We start from the raw sequence: 20,698 nt of genomic DNA on the forward strand, positions 1-20,698 counted from the left end.
ATCATTTAATATTACTTACATTAATGCACTAAATATATAAAGACGCAAGTTTTGAGCCGTAAACTCCTTAAAAACTCGACATTTAGCGCGACAAACTTAAATTCACGCATTTAATAAAATACGCCTTTATCATTAACTTAAAATTACGTTCATGTACGCGACAACTTCTGTAGCTGTTTTAAACCACCCATGATATAAGCAATATTCAGTCAATGTATTTGAAGGGATTATGGCAATGGCGCACGATCATTCACATAGTCATGTAGACGAAAACCAAAGTAATAAGCAGCTCACCGTTGCAGTTTTTATTAATGTATTACTAACCATAGCCCAAGTTATTGGTGGGTTATTTTCGGGCAGTTTGTCACTTATAGCAGATGCACTTCATAATTTAAGTGATGCCGCCGCTATATTTATAGCCTTGATTGCACGAAAAATCGGTAATAAACCAGCTGATGACACTCATCACTTTGGCTATAAACGCGCTGAAATACTCGCCACTCTTTTTAATAGCAGTACACTAATAATAATTGGTGTGTATTTAATTTTTGAAGCCATTTCGAGTTATTTAAACCCTCAACCAATTAATGGTTGGATAGTTGTGTGGGTGGCCGCAATAGCGTTAGTGATTGATTTAGCAACAGCGTATTTAACCTATCGAGCTGGTGCAAATCACAGTATAAATATAAAAGCAGCCTTCATTCATAACGTATCAGATGCAATGGCATCTATTGTGGTAATCATTGCTGGCACCTTAATTATTTTATATCAATGGTATATTGTTGATTTAATCGCCACTGTACTTATTTCTATGTATGTAATTTATCATGGCATTTTACTTTTAAAACAAAGCTGCAAAGTTTTAATGCAAGCAGCGCCTGACAATATCGACACACACGCAATATCGGATGCTATTAGTAGTAAATTTAATATCGAATCGGTAACCAGTATTAAGCTTTGGCAATTAGACGATAAAGAAAGCTACTGCGAGCTTATTATTAGCACTCAGCAAGCGATTAATTTGCAAGCCATAAAAATATTTTTACACGATAATTATAATATCGAAAATTGCATAATAGAAATCCAACCAAATACACAACTATTTAATTGAAAACAGCTCGTATTATCATTTACAATATTAGCATTAACTCATAATGAGATACCGTTTTTGAAAATTTGGTTACGTAGAATTCATTTAGGCCTTGCCCTTATTAGCGGACTATTTTTATTAATAGTGAGCTTAACCGGTGCTGTTATGATTTATGCAAAAGACATTCAGCACTTAATAGAACCCGCAAAATGGCAAGTAGCACCACAAGCTACTTTTATGCATTACGATGAGCTTATACAAAATGTACAAACTCAAACTAAGCAAAAAATTACTTTTTTTATGCCAGAGCAAGCACCGGACGCCGCATGGCAGTTTAGGTTAGCTAATAAACATTACGCTAGTGTTAATCCCTATTCAGGGAGTGTACTAAACGTCTATGAATCAACCGATACTATTTATGGGTTTGCCCAAGGCTTACATCGCTGGCTGTTGTTTGAAAACAGTAAGGGTGAAAAAACCTTTCGAAATTGGATGTCCGTGTGTGCATTGCTGCTGCTAGTAAATGTATTACTTGGTTTTTACTTATGGGTAAAACCAAAAAACAGAGTTAAACGTTTAGCTATAAAACCAAAAGCCAAATTTAGAGTGCTCATGTATCAATTACATACCGTGCTTGGTGTTTACTTTTTTATACCCCTTATGCTTATTGCCTTTACTGGCATGGCATTTAACTGGAAAACACAAACTCAATCTGTATTAGAATTTGTAACGTTTAACAAAGTAGAGCGAAGACCTAAAGCGCCAAAAATAATCCCCCTTTCTCAAGCTGTTTTAAATTATAACGAAGCAATAAAAAATGCCGAGAGCGTATTCCCTGATGGCAAAACATATAGAATTTACTTGCCTAAAAAAGATGACGAAGCAATTGCACTGAGAATGCAAAACCCTGGCGAAAGCCATGCTTACAGCTGGGTTTGGACTAACCCATTTACTGGTAAAGTATTAAACTCATTTGACGCCAGTAAAACCAACTTCACAACACAAGCATGGAACTTTAAGTATAAATTTCACATTGGTGATTTTGCAGGTCATATAGTGCAGTTTTTATGGTTATTAATAGCCCTTGCACTCGCATTTTTTATTGTAAGCGGTGTGTATTTTTGGTTAAAACGCCATAAATGGAAATAAATCTCATTAACACTTGCGTCATTAGTTGATAATAATTACCATTACGCAACTTATTATCAACTAAGACCCTCCCATGTTAAAAACTTCGCTTTGCCTTATTGCTGTTGCAATAAGTGCTAACACGTTAGCAAATGAAAATAATAAAAATGAATACACTTCTGATCAGTTAGAGCATGTGATTGTATCTGGCAGCCGAATATCAGAAAGCATTGACGAAGTACCAGCCTCAATTACCGTTATTAATCAGCAACAAATACAGCAGCATTTAAAAGTAAGCTCAGAGCTGGGGAGTTTACTCGCGCAAATGGTTCCAGGCCTTGCACCTAACACTGGCAGCTCAAGTAATTCAGGACAAACACTGCGTGGTCGCGCGCCATTAATAATGATTGATGGCGTACCGCAATCAACCCCTCTTCGTAATGGTTCATTAGGTGTAAAAACGTTAGACGCAAGCGCAATAGCGCGCATTGAAGTCATAAAAGGAGCAACCTCTATTTATGGTAATGGTGCCTCAGGTGGCATTATTAACTACATAACAAAACAAGCGCGTAGTGATGGTAAACCGGAAGGCGAAATAAGTATTTCAAGTCGCTTTAGCGCTGTTAAGTTAGCAGAAAGTGGCGGCGGTAGAATATCAGCAGCAGTGAACGGTAAACTTGATAAACTAAGCTATCTACTAACAGCAAGCTATGAAGAAAACGGCGTACAACGCGATGCACAGGGCGATATTTTAGGCTTGCAATATGGTTTATCTGATTCTGAAACTCAAAACTACTTTACAAAGTTAAGTTACGATTTTGACGACGAAAAACAACTTCAGTTTAGCTACAACTTTTACAGCTCACAACAAAAAACAGACTTAGGCGATGTGACTGGCGATGGCAATATAGGGGAAAAAACATACGCTATACACGTCCCTTTAGAGCTTCAAAAACAAGGTAAACCGCAAGGCCCTGAAGGCAACGAGAATATAACCCTAAAATATGTTGATTACGCGCTGTTTGAAAACACACAAATGACCCTCGATCTATATAAACAAAATATAGAAAACGTGTTCTTTTTCTCAACCGCTTTAGCCAATCTTGATGAAGGTTACAGCGGTGGTCAATCGGTTATTAAGTCAGATAAACAAGGTGCACGAGCCACGTTTAATAGCCAGTTTGATTTTGAAAATGTAACAGCCACCCTAATCTACGGCATTGATGCCTTAAACGATAAAACATCGCAACCTTTAGTAGATGGCCGAGTGTGGGTGCCAGAAATGGACATGGAAAGTATTGCCAGCTTTTTACAAACAAAATGGGTAATAAACGATGATATTATCCTAAAAGCAGGCGTAAGAAACGAAAGCATCGATTTGAGCGTAAGTGATTATCAAACATTAAAGCTGTGCAGAACCGAATCACAATGCTCAGTGCCATTGAGTGTGCGTGGCGACAGTATTAATTACGACGCGACAACCTATAACGCTGGTATAAAATACAATTTAACAGAGGCGTTTAGTCCGTTTTTTAGTTACTCACAAGGCTCTGATATTTCTGATATTGGTCGCCTACTTCGCTCTGCGACCGTTGAAGATATTGCGCTTATTCAAACCCAAGCTTCTATAATCGATAATTACGAAGTTGGTTTTACCTCACAGTTTGAAAACGTGCGTTTTGAATTTGCACTTTACAGAAGTACCTCAGAGCTTGGTACAAGTAGTGAATATAATGAAGTAACGGGTGTTTACGAACCCGTGCGTGCACCACAAGAAATATGGGGTTACGAAGGACTAGTTAACTACACTATTACCCAAGACCTTAAATTAAGTGCTACTTACAGCTATGTTGAAGGTAAAAACACCGAGACAGATGACTATTTAGGCGCAAGCCAAATTAGCCCACCTAAAGCAACAGCTAATGTAACATGGCAAACAAATGACGAACTATCACTTGCAATGAGCTTTTTATACGTAGGCGACAGAAAGCGCTTTGATAAAAACGCACAAGGCCAATACTCCGGCGATCAGGGCCCTGTTAGTAGCTACAACACATTTAACTTAAGTGGCCAATACAATGTTAACGCCAAGTGGAGTGGCTATTTTGGAATAGAAAACCTTTTCAATAGTGATTACTACCCAGCCCGCGCACAAGCATATACTTACGGTGGGTACAACATTAAAGGATTAGGCACAACTGCAACATTGGGTGCTACATACCAATTTTAACAAATAAACATACACTATAGGCATGCCCTGCATGCCTATATGCTTAACCTGAGCTCTGGTTAAGAGATTTACTGACGTATTGAATCATGGAGATATTTAAATTGATTTACTCTAGCCAGAGATTCTCAGTGAAAACAAGGCGACTTTACGCGTCAATAGCTAGCCTATTGCAAGTAAATTCAACGCAGTTAGCGCTGAAAATAGCTGCTCGAGATAGATTTATTATCCAGAGTTCAGGTTAATTAACAAATCCCACATAAATAAACGTCTCACTTTTTATCTATCAATCCTGATCTTGTATTAGTTGCTAATACAAATAAAAAACTGTCCATAAACCAAGCAGTAACGCAAACTTAAATAAGAATCAAAACCAATAGTAACGCAATGATTTTTATAGAGAAAACTTGCAATATAGGCTATTTGTACTACACTGCATGCAATTAAAATAGTTAAGGCGATTTATCATGAAAGGTAATCAAAAAGTAATCGATGCGTTTAATACATTGTTAGCTAACGAATTAGCAGCAATCGATCAGTATTTTATACACTCGCGCATGTATGACGACTGGGGTTTAAACAAACTATACGAGCGCCTTAACCACGAAATGGAAGAAGAAAAAGATCACGCAGACTGGCTTATTAAGCGCATCTTGTTTTTAGAAGGTGTACCAAATATGACTAAACGCCGTGATTTACTTATCGGTAACGACGTAAAAAGCATGATGCAAAACGATTTAACACTAGAACTTGAAGTAGTTGCGTGTGTTAAAGACGTTATCGCAATATGTGAAGAACAACAAGATTATCAATCTCGTAGCATTTTAGAAAAACTGTTATTTGATACCGAAGAAGATCATGTTTACTGGTTAGAGCAACAACTTGGGCTAATTGATAAGATTGGTTCTGAAAATTATCATCAAGCACAAATGGCTTAGTAGGAGCATAGTATGAAAGGCGATAAAGACGTTATTGCAGCGCTTAATAAAGTACTCGCTAATGAGCTTGTTGGTATTAACCAATACTTTTTGCATGCACGCATGTTTAAAGATTTTGGCTTCACTCAACTAGACAAAGCAGATTACAAAGTATCTATTCAAAAAATGAAAAACGCCGATCGTTTAATCGAACGTATTTTGTTTTTAGAAGGTTTACCTAATCTTCAAGACTTAGGTCGTCTGCGTATTGGTGAGAACAGCGAAGAAATGATTGCAGCTAACATGAGTTTTGAACTTGATACTATTGGTGAGTTACAAAGCGCAGTTAAACTGGCTGAAAGCAAAAAAGATTATATTACCCGTGAAGCCCTTGACCACATTTTAAATGAGCAAGAAGAGCAAATTGATTGGTTAGAAACCCAACAATTACTTATTAAAAATACGGGTATTAAAAACTACTTGCAGTCTCAACTGTAAATAGTAACAAGCATAAAAAAAGCAGCTAAAAAGCTGCTTTTTTTATATCTAAATTTTTATATGTAATTAAGCAACTTGATCCGTCACATCTGCAATCTGGATAAGTCTGCGATTAAGGATCTTTTTAGTACAACCACAACACTTACCGCATTGGCTGCCTACTTTAAGCTCTTTAGTTAATTCACGCATGGTTGTTGCACCATCGTCAATTGTTTGCTCAATTTTTTTATCAGTCACACCGTGACATAGACAAATATACATGAATACAAACCACTCTCAATTTCATTTAGTATGTGCATACTAATCTAAACGAAAATGGTTATCAATTGTTATTTGAAAAAATGTGTATTATTTGAATTTTTTTTTGGCCAGCGCCACTTAAATTGAGAATTCGCGGTAGCTTGAGAATAGTTTGAATTTCAAGCAAAGTGTGGCACTAAGATTGAGATTTATTAATTAGAGCCTACCTTAAATTTAGGTAAGATTCGGTTTAGGTAAATATTTGAATGGTTGAAAATTAATTACATTAAGGCTTTAAAAACCTTATGTATAAATACGGAACTTATGGATAGGTGATTTCCGGTTTGTGCCAGTAGCGGGCATTGATAGCAACGCTCAATTAAGGTGTAAGGCACGCAATACTGATGCGTCACATACCCCTTAATCATTAAAACCGACGCATAGTAAAAATGCCATGCGTGCCGAACCCCTCTTAAATTGTGTTAGGTGTGTTCTAAATTAGTACTTTTTGAAGTTATCTAAGCTTCTTCCACCTTCACTGGATATATTTAAAATACGGCAAACAACTTCAAAATACTGAGGCTCAATACCTTCGATTTCTTTGTATTCGCCATGATCGTTAAGTGATCGAATCGTCGGGTAGTTTCCCCATAAGTTATTGCTAGTTATATAATCATTTACTTGTGTGTGTTTTGAGAACCCATTTGCCTTAAAGATACCTATATATTCTTGAATTTCTGAATTCTCGCCTTGGCTTAAACTCATCCCTTTCAAAATACTATTTGCTCTATACTTTGTACTGTACTCCTTATAAAGTAAATACTGTTTCTCGAACTTAGTGTTACCACATGAGACTAACAGTTGGAGTTGGTGCCAGCTCAATTTTACTATATTCGTAATGTGTATTGTTGAACTATGCCCCTTTCGATTCGTCACCTGAACGATTTCATTTACCTTAAAGAGCACAATTTGGCGGTAGACCACCGGGTCATACTTGAATTTTCTTTCAGCTGCTACCGCTGTAGGGAAAAGAGCTTTATGTTGCTTAGTCAATGAAACTTGAGGTGTCACAAGTCGAGCGGTCACTCGTTCAGGCTTAGAGGCTGGGTCAGGTTTTAATGCTTCTTCAATCGTTTTTCCAATCTGCAATTTTCCGAGTACTTTTTCTGCAGCCGTCCGACTAAATTCTCGATGGATTAACTCTCCATTTTGAAAAATGCCATAATGTGTCCCAAGACTGTTACTGCTAATTCTATTAATTTTAAAACTCATTCTTTAACTGACCTCATGAACACTTAATGCCGCCAGCACGCACGGTTTTGTAGTCGTGGCGAAGCCGCAACGAAAAAGCAGTCGCTGTGCCTAGCCTTGTTAGCTTTGTCCCGAAAGCAAATCATATAAATGCGCTTTGAATTCATCTGTATGAAAGCATTGTGTCGTAATTTCTAAATACTTATATGCTGCCTCTGATTTTTTTAGAAGCCGTTTATCCCTCGATACTACACATTTAAAATAGGACCCGTTAAATGCGTGACGACTATCAGCTAAGCGTGAACCTTTTTTGTACGTCCTCTTTGAGTCACTCCAGAAGCCGAATGTATCGATAAATGAAAACAAACTAACTAATTTACAGTTCCGTAGGTGAGATTCTATATTTGCGCCCATTGACTCCCATATCTGGGAGAAATGCTCTCGCATATTCTGCTCAGAGTAATCCAACATATCGTTAAGCGTTCTCGGAGGATCTATTTGTCCTTCTTTAAGCTCATACTCGTAATTTGATAGCGCCGAGTTTATCTTGGTAATCGCTTCTTCAGCTGATAGGTTATTTAGGTCATCCGTTGACAGGCCATAAGCAGTTCTAGCCTCTAACTGCTGCTCGAAAGAAATAAAATTAGCAAAATCAGCTTCCCAATTTTGAGATAATGAAACTTCGTTTATTGTTTCATAAACCTGAGTAGTAGATTCAGTACGAAATTGAAGACTATTGATACTGTGTTCAAAATAAACATTACGGCTTAAATCAGATAACAGCATCAGCCTAGATTCGTTTCTAGCTTGCCTTTCGTTGTCTGTAATTTCAGAAATTTGCTCTGCGGAAAATGGATAACAGTATGGTCCTTCATAAATGCTCCTCATGACTAGCCCAAGAAGATCGTTCTCGCGCCCATCGGCCATATCAATGATGACATTACTATCCAAGTAAACGGGAACTCTTTCCACGAAACCTCCTGGGGCTAACCAATTTAATAGTGCGCTCATCGCTCATATTTCCGACGACTTAACGCTCATTTATCTACTTTTAACAAATTACTTAAGGTATTACTATCACTAAGTTTTCTAAAAATTTAAAGTAAGTTTAATAGAATAATACGCGTGCATTGTTCATATATTATTAGCATATGAGCAAAGAACAGTTTGAACAATCAATTTACTTATATTTAGCCAACCTCAATGACAGGTTTTCGCTCGATGCTGGCTATCGGCTGAGTGCAAAAAAATGTTTAATAAATCATTTTTAAAGCCAAACTCCCGATAGCAAATCAAATATATAGACAGCTATCGGAGTTAAAGAGTTGTTACTAAACGCGTTAACGACTAGCGTTTTTAGGTGGCCCTGTGGGTGCTTCCTCCGCGCTTATATAGCCATCCTTATTTTTATCAAAGTGATTAAAGCGTTGCTCTGACGCTTTAAACTCAGATAGCTCAACTTTGCCGTTTCCATTTTTATCAAAACGGTTAATAAATTTATTATTACCCTTTTTAATCGATTGTGTGCTTAGCCGTTGTGTTGAACTGCTTATTAACGATGTACTTTTATTACTGTATTCACTTCTATTTTCACTTAACTCTTTTGTTGGGATAAAAACATCCCCGCCTCTGACTAATCGAACATAATTTTTTACTCTGATCATGTCGCCTTGCGGGCCTCTTGATGTGGGCTCTCCGGTTTTAGGGTCGCTGCGTTGTGAACCTGCTCCATGAACATCCATCGTTATACCACGCATTTTGCCTAGCGCTTTACCAAAAGCAATATATACCGCACCTTGTGCTTGAACTGGGCCATCAAGGTGAGTAGTTGAGCTCCAGTAGTATGGATAATCTTTTTCACCAGCTTCATTTTTAATAGACGTTGCTTTAAAAATAGGGTCGATAGCAGCTGAATTTGATGTTTCTACAGAACGCGTGTAATCAACAATACTTTGTAATTCTTTTGCGTTAGGTAAACGCCAATCGCTATAACCACCAAAGGTTGAATGCTGTGCATATTGCAATGCTTGTTGCCAATTTAAGCCTTTATTGCTGTCGGCTTGTTGCCACATTAAGCCTGTTGCTTTATCTGAGACAGTTCCATCCGCATTATTAACAAAGTTGTTTTTCCCATAATCAGTGTTTCCTCTAACAAATCTAAAATACATTTTATTTGGCTCAGAGGTACGCGGATTATATTTTGGATAACCTTTAATACGGCCATCAACAAAGTTAACGCCAAAAACGGTATCATCGTTTTTCATTGTTTTGCCCACATACTCGGTAACTGACCAAGTTTGAGCATCAATTTCTCGCTCATTAGCGCGAGTATTACCAATCGGCTGATTAAAGTATTTTGTGTCGATAAAAGGATAAAGTGCTTTGTCTCCTTTAACACTGCCTGAAAATTGAATGAGTGAATAAAGCTCTTTAATCGTTGGTACGCGCCAATCGCTATAACCACCTAATTTTACGTTTTTAACTTTTTGCAATGCATCCTCAAATGTTATTTTTTGGCCCATATCTTGTTGCCAAACAAGTCCGGTTACATTATCGGTTACAGTGCCATTTTGATTGTCGGTATAAGAAGGTGGGTTAATAATATAATTAGCATCTTGAGAAAAAAAGTCATCTTTGTCTTGAGGTAATGAAATAACACGTTTGTCGCTGTAAGCAATTCTCTGCCCAGTATCAACAATAGCGTAACTGTTTAAAGCTTTAGGTTTACTGGAGGTTATGGCTGTTTTAAGTACCATTAAATCTTCGCCAAAAATAATATTTCCACGGTAATTTTTTTGAATTTCCGCCAAACTAGCATCAACATCAACATCAACAATGGTAGAATTAAAGTGTGTATAAACTAAATTTTTAACGTTGGCTTGCTTAGCTATGCTACTCGAATCAGCTAGGTTGAGGTGAGCATTACCCTTCTTTTTTTTATTGCTTTTTTGGTTTTTCGTTACTGTATTATTCGTTTTTCTATTATTTTTTTGACGCCCATCTTTCATAATCATGCCGCCCGAATCAATGATCATAAAGTCGGCATTTTGAGCAAAGCTAGGTAGCTTGTCTGAATAAGTAAGGTCTCCTGTAATAACGATTGATTGTTCGTTAAAATCAAATCGATAAGCTAACGTGTAAATTGTATGCGGTACTTGTAAAGTGGTTACAAGAATGTCGCCAACCTTAAATGACTCCCCTCCTTTTAAGTCGCTTACTTTAAAAGCTTTTTTACGTTCAGCTAATGTTCGTTGAGTTTTACTTAATCGATAATCAATATCTTCACGATACAATTCTAAATTCAACTCAGTTAGCTTCACTGTATTAGGTGGGCCTACAATAGTGAACTTGTCTCGCCCTAATAAAGAGCGAATAAATATAGGTACAAATTCTTCATTATGATCAAGGTGATGGTGAGTAAAGATAAGTGCTGATAAATTTCGAGGTTCAACACCTAACTTAGCTAAATTAGCTTGAGTGCCATTTCCCATATCTACCAGTATTTGTGTATCGCCTGCAGAGATTAACGCACTTGCACTGGCTCTATTTTCATTATAAATAGGCGAGCCTGAGCCTATAATCGTTGCTGTTAACTGTTCTTGCGCGTTTGCGACATTCAGTAACTGGTAACTTAATAGGATTAACGCAATGACGACCTTTTTCATAGCAAACTCCAGACCTTTATTAAATATAAACACATCCAATTTGAGGTGACTATACAAATATAGCTTGAAATTTTCAGAGAATTTACAAAACTTTACTCCCTAATTACAACCACTATGGCTGTAAAACTGACGCTTTAACACACCTACTATATAAAAAATAATCTCCGGTAGATTCTCAATAAATATATATCAATACCAACCTGCATAAACCTTTGATCAATTTAACGAATTAAATTGCACTATAACGTCGTTAAAAATTTTTATTTAGAACAACTAGATATAAAAATTTTTGCCTAGTTCTAGCGTAATTTCCTTAACGTTAAATAGACCCCATATATAAGCAGATTGGTATAACTATGCGCGATTCTTAATATTTACCGCACAAAATTTTTGTGGAATAATGCCCGCCTCTTAGGGGAGTAGCCCGCTCAGTAATGAGTAAACTTATCAACATAATTGCACCTCAAGTGCATGGTAAGTTTGTAATGTTGTAGCAAGCGTTATCGGCGAGACCTAGGTAGACACTATCCTCATGGCGGGAGATAGTTGTTTGCCTTGGTTTAGTATTCCCGCCTGTAAGAATCAATAATGGAAGTTTTTTTAACCTCAACCGTCACTGTCACACTTGCCGAAATAGGCGATAAAACCCAGCTTTTATCGCTCCTGTTAGCCGCCCGCTTTCGTAATAAAGGCGCGCTTATTCTTGGTATTTTAGCCGCAACCTTACTCAATCATGGTTTATCAGCATGGTTTGGGCAGTGGTTAAGTAATAGTTTTTCTTCTGAATATTTACCTTGGCTTGTTAACATAAGCTTTATTGTAGTTGGCCTTTGGCTATTAGTTCCAGACAAAGACGAAGCTGTAAGTAGTAAATACGATAGCTACGGGGCTTTTTTAGTCGCTTTTGTATTATTTTTTATTGCAGAAATTGGTGATAAAACACAAATAGCGACGGTGTTGCTAGGCGCACAATATCAGTCTGTGTTTTGGGTAACGGTAGGAACCACGTTAGGTATGCTAATTGCTAATGTCCCTGTTATATACGCCGGAAATGCATTACTAAAAAGAATATCTTTAAACACCGTACGTGCTATTGCTGCTTGTGTGTTTGTATCATTAGGTATTTATGGTTTAGTTACAATTTAATAAATATTAAAGCTCGCAACTGTTAATTTAAGTGCGAGCTTTAATTTTTTTCTGCACGTTATTTATGCATTATTTACACAGTAACATCCCTTGGTTTGTGTAATTAAGAGGTTTGAGTTAAAACCTGCAGCTAAATTAGTGACCACAGTTTCAACAAAACCACTTCCCTGAGCGCAAGCTAATCCTTCGGAGAGCGGCCCTGCATAAACAAATTCACCCGCTTTGTTAATAATAACAGCAGCAGGCGTTGCCGGAATAATGTGTTTAAGAATTGGTGTTAATTCAACTTCCACAATCTTTATGCCTTTATTCGTAGCAAAAGAAGTTAGCGATGAAATATGTGGCTTAGCCTGTATAGTACACCCGCAGTTTTTTTCTGTTATAAGCACTAAAGACGGCTCACCATTATCAACCCAATCCAATTGCTTTTTAAAATTACTAAACCAATGTTTTTGCATTAAAATTTTTGAGCTATCAAACGGTTTAAGCTGCTCTAATTGAAAATAAACTAACCCTGCAACAACACAAATAAGCCATGTAGCTATTAGCGAAAATACGAAAGAGTTAGATTTATTTAAACTTGGCAATGCTTTGCTCTAACACATCAATACTGACATCGATTAACTGCACCTTAGCGGTTAACTGCTGCACTATTTGCGTATTTTGGTACTGATTTTGTCGCATAGTATCAGTACTGCTCGCTATTAATTCAGTATTACCTGCCTGCTCAGCTACAACTTGCGCAACTGAATCAGAACTTGAAGATACTGCGGCTATTTGCTCGCTCATTGCTGAAATATTTTCTTTCATTGCAGCACTAATACTTGTTAAATCAACTACAAAATTCACACACTGACTCATTGATTGTGTTGACGTTTTACTATTATTAACAAGATCTTTTAATGTTAGACTAATTTTATCTGTTGTTGCTTTACTATGGTTAGCCAAAGATCTTACCTCATCAGCAACAACAGCAAAGCCTCGACCATGTTCGCCTGCACGGGCAGCTTCAATAGCTGCATTTAAAGCAAGTAAGTTTGTTTGCTCAGCAATACCTGATATCTCATTTAGAAGACCTGAAATAACATCACCCGCAGCCACTAAGAGGTTTATTTTTTCTTCAGTATGGTTAAGTAGTGTTAATAGCTCTCTACTTTTAGCATCTGTTTGAAGAACTTCTTTTAATGCGTCGCTCGCAGCTTGTGTAATGTGGTCGACTTGACGCTTTAGCACCTCACTTTCTTCTTCTACAAGTTTAAAACCATTAGCAACTTGAGCGCCAGAATTAGCAATATCATCAGTTTGTTGTGTACGCTGCACTGCACCACCCGCCAACTGATCATGAACATGTATAAGCTCTTGTGAGTTTTTTTGCAGTGATTCAGATTGAGTTTGTACCTGCTTAATAACATCCGATAAGTAATCTAGTAACGTGTTAAAACCTGCTACAGCTTCACTTTTAGTATCATCAGCGCGAAGAGATAGTTTTATGTTTTCAGGGTCTTTCATTATTTGCTCTGTTGCATAACTTAAAGACAGAGCTGCACGACGTTCGCGTTGCAACATTATGGCAATGTAGCCTGCAACTAACACTTCAACTATTGCGTATCCAGCATGAATAAGCACCGTAGTAAAAGCAAGCCTGTCAGGATCAAATACATAAAATCCTGTATTTTGAGTTTGTAAATAATAAAAAGACAAATGATGAACTGCCACGAATACAATTGCAGTAATAAACACTCGCCACTGTACAAAAACAATTAACATGGGCATTAAAATAAATATTTCAAAATGGACTTCAATCAACCCAAAAGTTTGTTGTATGTGCAAAAAAGAAAACATCATTATGGCAGCAGCTATCACATGCGGGGTAACAGGGCTGTCCCCTTGTGTGTTTAAAAGCCATATAGGTAATAAACACAATGGCAAACCTATCATAAAGGCCTGCGCTAATGTGTCGAAATACAAGCCAATAGCGATAGACTCGACAAACAAAAGACTGAAAATAATTGTAAATAACCGGCCAATACTAGACATAAAAACCTTAAAATTGTTGTTTGCATTGTTGTTTTATAAAGCAGTCTGCAATATACGTGTAAAAACGAGTTTCAGTTCACTGAATACAACAATAAACTACCGACACACCAAAAAGTAATACATTTGATTTACATCATATACATGTGGTCTACTTAATTATAGGCAGTATTTTTTTAAACGTAGGCGTTGCTGCTTTTTTTGTCCATTGAAAAATAACAATTTCAGCGCATGAAATTACCGCACCCGCTTGGCGTAATTGCTCAACTGCCAAGTTTTTATGTTGCGGATTTCTCGAGCCAATACCATCGTGTACGACAATAACCTCAAAACCATTTTCTATTAAATCTAAGCATGTTTGTAAAACACACACATGCGCTTCAGTGCCCACAACAACAACCTGCTTTTTATCATGGCTTTTTAACTTATCAATAAAGCCAAGCTCTGCACATGCACTAAAGTACGTTTTATGAAAATACGTAGCATTAGGTAATGTATTTTTAATTTGCTGATTAGTCGCGCCCAACCCTTTGACATATTGCTCAGTTATTAAGACCGGAACGTCGTGAATAATACCTGCCTGCGCTAACTGCAATGTACTTTTTAAAATATTCGGAAAATCTTTAATTGCAGGAGCAAGCAACTCTTGTAAGTCTATTATTAATAATACGCTGTTTTTTACATCAATATTAGATAAAACCACTATACTCTCCTCATGAACATTAACTGTTATCTATTTAGATTAGCTCACTATTTGAAAATAGAAATTTTAACTTTACGTATATTATTTGTAATTAAAAAATAAAAACTTATGCTATATTTACTATCTAGCTAAGTATCATCCTATCCTCCACTGAGAGTGTTTATAAGTGCGTTTGAGCAAAGTTTTTTTTCATATCACCATTATTTTTTTACTATGCATTCAATGTACTTTTGCATCACAAAACTATGCTCAACAATTACAACGTATTTCTACTGACGAAGGTCTCTCGCAAAGTTACGTTTTGCAGACACAAGAAGACGAAATTGGCTATATTTGGATAGCTACCCAACAAGGTTTAAATCGCTTTGACGGGTATAAAGTAAAAACTTTTAATGGTGGCTTTGGTTTAGATAAACACTATATTTATGCGTTATTTAAAGCCGAAGACGGAAAAATTATCGTTTCAACTGATCTTTCTGGTGCGTTTATAATAGATCCCCTCACTTTAAAAACCGAAAAAATCTATTCAGGTCAAATAGATAAAGAACAAAAGATGTTTTCTCCAATCTCCGCGATGACCCAAAAACAAAATACTTTTTACTTCGCCATAGATGGTCAAATATATACATTTGATGAGACGAGCAAACGCTTTGCACTTAAACTAGCTCTACCAAATGAAGGTGACTATATTAGGTCATTAACGATATATAAAAATACTTTATATATTGGTACAAATGATGGCTTATACACGGCAAATATAGATAATTCAGAACTTGTAAAAATCCCTCTTCATCCCCCTGAAAAAAATACGATAGATAATGTAAACGTCAAATTCTTAAGTGTTGATAATGAATTAGGATTACTTGTTGGTACTGTTGAAGGCATGTATCAATTAGCATTCGATAATAACAAAAATATATCTGCAGCAAATATTACAACGTTAATCCCTGATTATAATATATGGGATTATGCCAATACTGTTTACGGGGAGTTTGTAGCAACCGAAAGTGGATTGTTCAGTTATCACCGCGAAACCAAAGAACTAGAGTTCATTTTAAATTATGAAAAAAGTAAGTTTAATATTAGTGAAAACTCAATCAACGACCTAATGATTGATAAATCGGGTGTACTTTGGCTAGCTTCTAGAACCCAAGGAGTGTTTACTTGGCCAGTCAAAACTCAACGGTTTAAACATATTTTTTTACCAGGGAATAATACTGTTCATGCTGCCTATCAAGATAAAAATAATATTATATGGCTAGGGACCGAAGATGGTATTGCGCGCTACGACCAAGTTACAAATAAAAGTAAAGTATATTTAAGCTCGACCGACTCAAAAGCTATATATGGAGCATCTGCGGTATTTGATATTTTTGCGTCTTCGATTGGAGATGATCAGTTTCTTTGGCTTGTTACTTTCAACGGGTTCAAACTTTTTGATAAGCAAACAGGTAAAGTTATTGAAAACCAAAACACAGAGAATGATGTAATTAACCGATCAAACTTATTTGGCTTTGCCCAATTATCTGCAGACACATATGCATTTATGTCTGATGATAACTTTTATCTTTTTAATGAAACAACCGGAAAAACAAGAATTATTAAGGGACTCAAAGAGCAAGTCGACCCTTTATTTTCTTACGCTTTTTATAAACACCTCGACACACATCCTGAAGAGTTTGTGCTTGGTACATCAAAAAGTTTTTTTAGGTACAACGAAAAAACGAAAACTTTAACGACTATATTTCAGTCTTTTAATCCTAAAGAAGATATTTTTTACACTGTAGAAAACTTTTACTTAGACTCAAAACGGAATACTTTATGGTTGGCAACCACCCAGGAAGGCTTAATTGGTGTTGACCCAGTTACTTATGAGAGAAAACACTACATAGGATTAAAAAATTCATTTAATACTGACTCTATCTATTCATTACTTCCTGATCAAAATGGTTTTTTATGGGTAAGTAGCAACAATGGTTTATACCAAATAAACCTAGATACACTCATTGTGGTGAGTTATTCAGTAAAGGACGGATTGAATATAAACCAATTTACTCCTATAGCTGCAACAACGTTAAATGATGACAGGCTAATTTTTGGCAGCAATGTCGGAGCTCTACTCTTTGACCCTCTAGACTTTGATGAAGAAGAGTTATTTAAAAAAAGTAATGTAGCGATTACCGATATAAATCTTTTTACCAAAGAGCTCAATTATTACCCTCATCAATATCTTAGCCAACCACTTGAGCTCAGTTATGAAGATATGGGGTTGACGGTTAGTTTTTCTAACTTTTCTTACCCCAATATAGACAAAGCGTATTATAAAGTTACCCTTTTAGGGCCAACGTCTCTTACATATGAAGACTTACAATCTAATCAAGTGTTTTTCACAAAGCTCCAACCGGGTAGTTACTCACTAAAAATATCAGCACATAATCGCGATGGTATTGTTACAAGCGAACCAGCCACGCTTAACATCAACGTAGCTTACGCTCCATGGAAGTCGCCCTTTGCTATTGCCGCCTATATAGCCTTAATACTAGCCGTATTGTTTTTTATTTTTTGGCAATACCGCAGCCGCCAAGTTGCAATAGAACAAGCTCATAGAGCGACTATTCATTCGCAAAAGCAAACAGAGCTCGCGCTTAAAAATAACAAAAGTGGCGTGTGGGATTATAATTTTAAAGATGCTTCCGTAAGCACGCTCAGAGGAATTGAATTAGGCTATACAGGCTTGCCTGTACGCGTACACATAGAACAATTTTTGGCGCTAATACACCCTGATGATCGACGTCGTTTTGAAAACCAATGGGAAAACTACTTCAAATACAAAAAACAACAAAACTGGCAAGCAACCTATCGCTTACAGCACAAAGATGGCCATTGGTTATGGTATCAAGATACAGGTCAAGTTATATATGATCCTCAAACAAATGAGCCGTTATATGTTTCTGGCATATATACTAATATCACAGCGCAACGTGCTAACGAGCAACAAGCAAAAATTTTAGGTGAAGCGTTCAGCCAAATAAATGACTGGCTCCTTATACTCGATAAACATTTAATGCCATTTTCTGCGAACAACAGTTTTATTGAAACATTTTCAAATGAAAAAGTAGCCACTAAAATTAGTCCTAAATTGTTCATAAAAGCGATTGGTAAAGATAAGTGTAAAGAGTTTGCTGGTATTTTAAAAAAATTAAAACCGACAGAAAATTGGCAAAGTGATGCTTATATAAAAACAGCAAGAAATAACGAACATCCAATTCATATAAGTGCCACAGCAGTTACAAAAGATACTGCAAGTTACTATGTGGTGGTTATTACAGATTTAACCGAGCAAAAACGTGCTGAAAACGAATTGCGCTATTTGGCTAACTTTGATCCTCTAACGCATCTCCCAAATCGTAGTTTAATGTATCAAAACATTGAGAAAGCGATTAAATATGCCGATGAAAGTAATACACAATGCGCATTATTATTTATTGATTTAGATAAGTTTAAACCTGTTAATGACTCTTTTGGCCACGCAGTTGGCGATAAGCTCTTGTGTAATATTACCCAAAGAGTGAACGGTATGCTCGGCGCAAACGCAAAACTTGGCCGACAAAGTGGTGATGAATTTTTAGTGCTGGTTCAAAATATAAAATCGCTTCAGTCTCTTCGCGATACAGTAAGAAAAATTAGTAATGAGTTAGCTAATAAAGTAATTATTGAAGACTTCTCTATTAATATTTCAGCCAGTATTGGCGTTGCTTTATACCCATTCGATGCTGTAACCACCGATTTACTTATCCGTAATGCCGATGTAGCCATGATGCACGCTAAACAAGGCGGTAGAAACGACTTTAAGTTTTTTAGCGATGAAATGAATGAGCTGATAAAACAAAAGTTACTGCTCGAAAATGATTTAAAAGATGCAGTGAAAGACAACCGATTTTTTAATCACTATCAGCCTATCATCGACATAGAAGAAAAAACGATAAATGGCGTGGAGTTACTCATGCGCTGGAACAATCAAGGACAGTTAGTATCGCCTGCACTTTTTATTCCTGTCGCAGAGGAAACCGGTTTAATAGAACTCCTTACTGAGCAAGCATTGCAACGAGCTCTTATTGAACTTGCACCTATACTCAGTGAAAACCCATTGTTTTACATATCTTTAAACTTATCGCCTAAACACATTTTAAAAACAAACATAACCCAAAGGTTAATGTCTATATTAGCGGACTCTCAAGTTCATCCAAGACAATTAAGACTTGAAATAACAGAGAGTATTTTACTAGAAGATAAACTCAAAGCAGCCAAGCAGCTACATAACTTAAAAGCTGCTGGCTTTAAATTACTACTTGACGATTTTGGTACAGGTTACTCGTCACTCACCTATTTGAGCCAATTTCCTATTAATGTTATTAAAATAGATCAAAGCTTTGTAAACAGTATTGGTATAGATAAAGGTGATGAGTCAATTATTAAGACCATTCTTTCATTGGCCGAAAACCTAGATCTTTACTGTATTGCAGAAGGAGTAGAAACGCGCGAACAGATGAACTTTTTAGCTGGAGTTGGATGCAATGTACTGCAAGGTTACTACTTTGCAAGGCCAATGAATGCTAAAGACTTACGTAAAAGCGATTGTTTTAGCAATATCATTGATTTGATTTAAAACATTAAAAGCGTGCTAATCAGTTTTACACGCTTTTATATTAATTTGTATTAATGAATGTGATGGCATTCGTGGCTTTCAATTTGTAATACACTATTGTGTACATTAAATTTTTCAGCTAACAGTTGTTCTACTTTCATACGACATGCTTCATCGTGTTTTTCAATAGTACAATGTTCTTTAAGGACAACGTGTGCGCCTACTACTACACCCTTATATTTTCGCGTGACAGTGACGTTATGGACATTGTGAACATGCTCCATATCTGTAATCTCACTTTCAATATCTGCTACTTTAGGGAGTTTGGCCTTATTTAAGCGTAAACCTTTTATACAACTAATAATGACCTTAACACCGGTAAACAACACGAAAGAGGCGATTAACATGCTCGATAAAATATCGATAACAACCCAGCCCGTAAAATATATAAGAATACCAGCCACAAATGTCGATACTGTCGAAATCAAATCAAAGAATGAATGTAAAAATACCGCGTAAACATTAATACTCGCTTTGCGGCCTTTATATAAAACCCATGCAGCAGCACCATGAAACAAAAAACCAATAGCAGCAATAACCGACATTAAATAACTATTAATAGCCAGCTCATTTCCTTCATGCTGGTGTATATAGCGCTCACCACCTTCATACAAAATAATTAAACTTATTGCTAGATATAAAAACCCGTTCACCAGACCGCCTAGAAGCTCAGCTCTTTGATGACCATCGTTATAGGTTTTAGCAAAATGAATAGCGAGACTTGATGCAATCAGTGCGATGAATAACGAACTATTGTGAACAAACAAATGCCCCGCATCGGCAAGTACAGCAAGCGAATTAGAATAATAAGCACCTATAACCTGAATTACCATAAACGAACACGTAATTGCTAGCGCAATAAGTAACCGACGACGAGAAGCTTGATGTGTAGTGATTTCTGTCATGAAATGCTTGAATAACCTATACTTAAAGTGCAAATAAGCCAAAGATGGCTTAGAGTAGAAAGGGTAATGATATACAGTATCAATTATAATACGTACTGCCCTCAAACGCACTAAAAACTTAGTAAATCAAAAAAAATGTGCTAATAATTAGTAGGTAAAAACAATAAAAATACAATAGATAACAATTTA

Annotated in this window: 15 protein-coding genes; 7 read left to right on the forward strand and 8 right to left on the reverse strand. The window is 36.4% G+C overall.

Going from position 1 to position 20,698, the window contains the following annotated elements:
• Positions 1 to 235: 235 nt before the first annotated feature.
• The 5 genes from WNY79_RS01555 to bfr (WNY79_RS01575) all read left to right on the forward strand — a co-directional run bounded on the left by WNY79_RS01555 (position 236) and on the right by bfr (WNY79_RS01575) (position 5,860).
• Positions 236 to 1,111 (forward strand): cation diffusion facilitator family transporter, encoded by an 876-nt coding sequence (locus tag WNY79_RS01555; RefSeq protein WP_342874903.1) that lies wholly within the window; start codon positions 236 to 238, stop codon positions 1,109 to 1,111.
• A 57-nt stretch (positions 1,112 to 1,168) separates the two neighbouring features.
• On the forward strand, positions 1,169 to 2,239 hold the full coding sequence (locus tag WNY79_RS01560) for a PepSY-associated TM helix domain-containing protein (protein ID WP_342874904.1): 1,071 nt from the start codon (positions 1,169 to 1,171) through the stop codon (positions 2,237 to 2,239).
• Between the two features lie 73 nt (positions 2,240 to 2,312).
• Entirely contained in the window at positions 2,313 to 4,448 is a 2,136-nt protein-coding gene (locus WNY79_RS01565; RefSeq protein ID WP_342874905.1) for a TonB-dependent receptor, read from the forward strand.
• A 464-nt stretch (positions 4,449 to 4,912) separates the two neighbouring features.
• Positions 4,913 to 5,383, forward strand: a complete 471-nt coding sequence (gene bfr / locus WNY79_RS01570; protein ID WP_002958985.1) for a bacterioferritin — start codon at positions 4,913 to 4,915, stop codon at positions 5,381 to 5,383.
• 12 nt (positions 5,384 to 5,395) lie between these two features.
• Positions 5,396 to 5,860 carry a bacterioferritin gene (gene bfr, locus WNY79_RS01575; protein ID WP_024593101.1) on the forward strand — a complete coding sequence of 155 codons (465 nt, stop codon included), beginning with the start codon at positions 5,396 to 5,398 and terminating at the stop codon, positions 5,858 to 5,860.
• Between the two features lie 66 nt (positions 5,861 to 5,926).
• Here the strand turns inward: bfr (WNY79_RS01575) and WNY79_RS01580 are convergent, their stop codons facing one another.
• The 4 genes from WNY79_RS01580 to WNY79_RS01595 all read right to left on the reverse strand — a co-directional run bounded on the left by WNY79_RS01580 (position 5,927) and on the right by WNY79_RS01595 (position 11,016).
• Entirely contained in the window at positions 5,927 to 6,121 is a 195-nt protein-coding gene (locus tag WNY79_RS01580; protein WP_002960627.1) for a (2Fe-2S)-binding protein, read from the reverse strand.
• Between the two features lie 477 nt (positions 6,122 to 6,598).
• Positions 6,599 to 7,372: a hypothetical protein gene (locus WNY79_RS01585; protein ID WP_342874906.1), complete on the reverse strand. Its 774-nt coding sequence runs from the start codon at positions 7,370 to 7,372 to the stop codon at positions 6,599 to 6,601.
• A gap of 99 nt (positions 7,373 to 7,471) precedes the next feature.
• Positions 7,472 to 8,323: a hypothetical protein gene (locus WNY79_RS01590; RefSeq protein ID WP_342874907.1), complete on the reverse strand. Its 852-nt coding sequence runs from the start codon at positions 8,321 to 8,323 to the stop codon at positions 7,472 to 7,474.
• Positions 8,324 to 8,691: 368 nt separating this feature from the next.
• Positions 8,692 to 11,016: a DUF1566 domain-containing protein gene (locus WNY79_RS01595; RefSeq protein WP_342874908.1), complete on the reverse strand. Its 2,325-nt coding sequence runs from the start codon at positions 11,014 to 11,016 to the stop codon at positions 8,692 to 8,694.
• A gap of 588 nt (positions 11,017 to 11,604) precedes the next feature.
• Here WNY79_RS01595 and WNY79_RS01600 point away from each other — a divergent pair.
• A complete protein-coding gene (locus tag WNY79_RS01600; RefSeq protein ID WP_076924201.1) occupies positions 11,605 to 12,162 on the forward strand; it encodes a TMEM165/GDT1 family protein in 558 nt (185 codons plus the stop codon).
• Between the two features lie 62 nt (positions 12,163 to 12,224).
• Here the strand turns inward: WNY79_RS01600 and WNY79_RS01605 are convergent, their stop codons facing one another.
• From WNY79_RS01605 to WNY79_RS01615, 3 genes are all read right to left on the reverse strand, one after another.
• Positions 12,225 to 12,749: a DUF6436 domain-containing protein gene (locus WNY79_RS01605; protein ID WP_121954734.1), complete on the reverse strand. Its 525-nt coding sequence runs from the start codon at positions 12,747 to 12,749 to the stop codon at positions 12,225 to 12,227.
• Positions 12,733 to 14,199, reverse strand: coding sequence for a methyl-accepting chemotaxis protein (locus WNY79_RS01610; protein ID WP_342874909.1), 1,467 nt, complete (start codon positions 14,197 to 14,199; stop codon positions 12,733 to 12,735). Before WNY79_RS01610 ends, WNY79_RS01605 begins: the two co-directional genes overlap by 17 nt.
• A 148-nt stretch (positions 14,200 to 14,347) precedes the next feature.
• Positions 14,348 to 14,899 carry a hydrolase gene (locus tag WNY79_RS01615; protein WP_342874910.1) on the reverse strand — a complete coding sequence of 184 codons (552 nt, stop codon included), beginning with the start codon at positions 14,897 to 14,899 and terminating at the stop codon, positions 14,348 to 14,350.
• A gap of 166 nt (positions 14,900 to 15,065) precedes the next feature.
• Here WNY79_RS01615 and WNY79_RS01620 point away from each other — a divergent pair, with 166 nt between their 5' ends.
• Positions 15,066 to 19,565 (forward strand): EAL domain-containing protein, encoded by a 4,500-nt coding sequence (locus WNY79_RS01620; protein ID WP_342874911.1) that lies wholly within the window; start codon positions 15,066 to 15,068, stop codon positions 19,563 to 19,565.
• Between the two features lie 50 nt (positions 19,566 to 19,615).
• Here the strand turns inward: WNY79_RS01620 and WNY79_RS01625 are convergent, their stop codons facing one another.
• Complete coding sequence (locus WNY79_RS01625) at positions 19,616 to 20,509, reverse strand: cation diffusion facilitator family transporter (RefSeq protein ID WP_024600569.1); 894 nt, start codon at positions 20,507 to 20,509, stop codon at positions 19,616 to 19,618.
• Positions 20,510 to 20,698 lie beyond the last annotated feature (189 nt).

The organism is Pseudoalteromonas sp. AS84, from assembly GCF_038900255.1.
Taxonomy (GTDB): Bacteria; Pseudomonadota; Gammaproteobacteria; order Enterobacterales; family Alteromonadaceae; genus Pseudoalteromonas.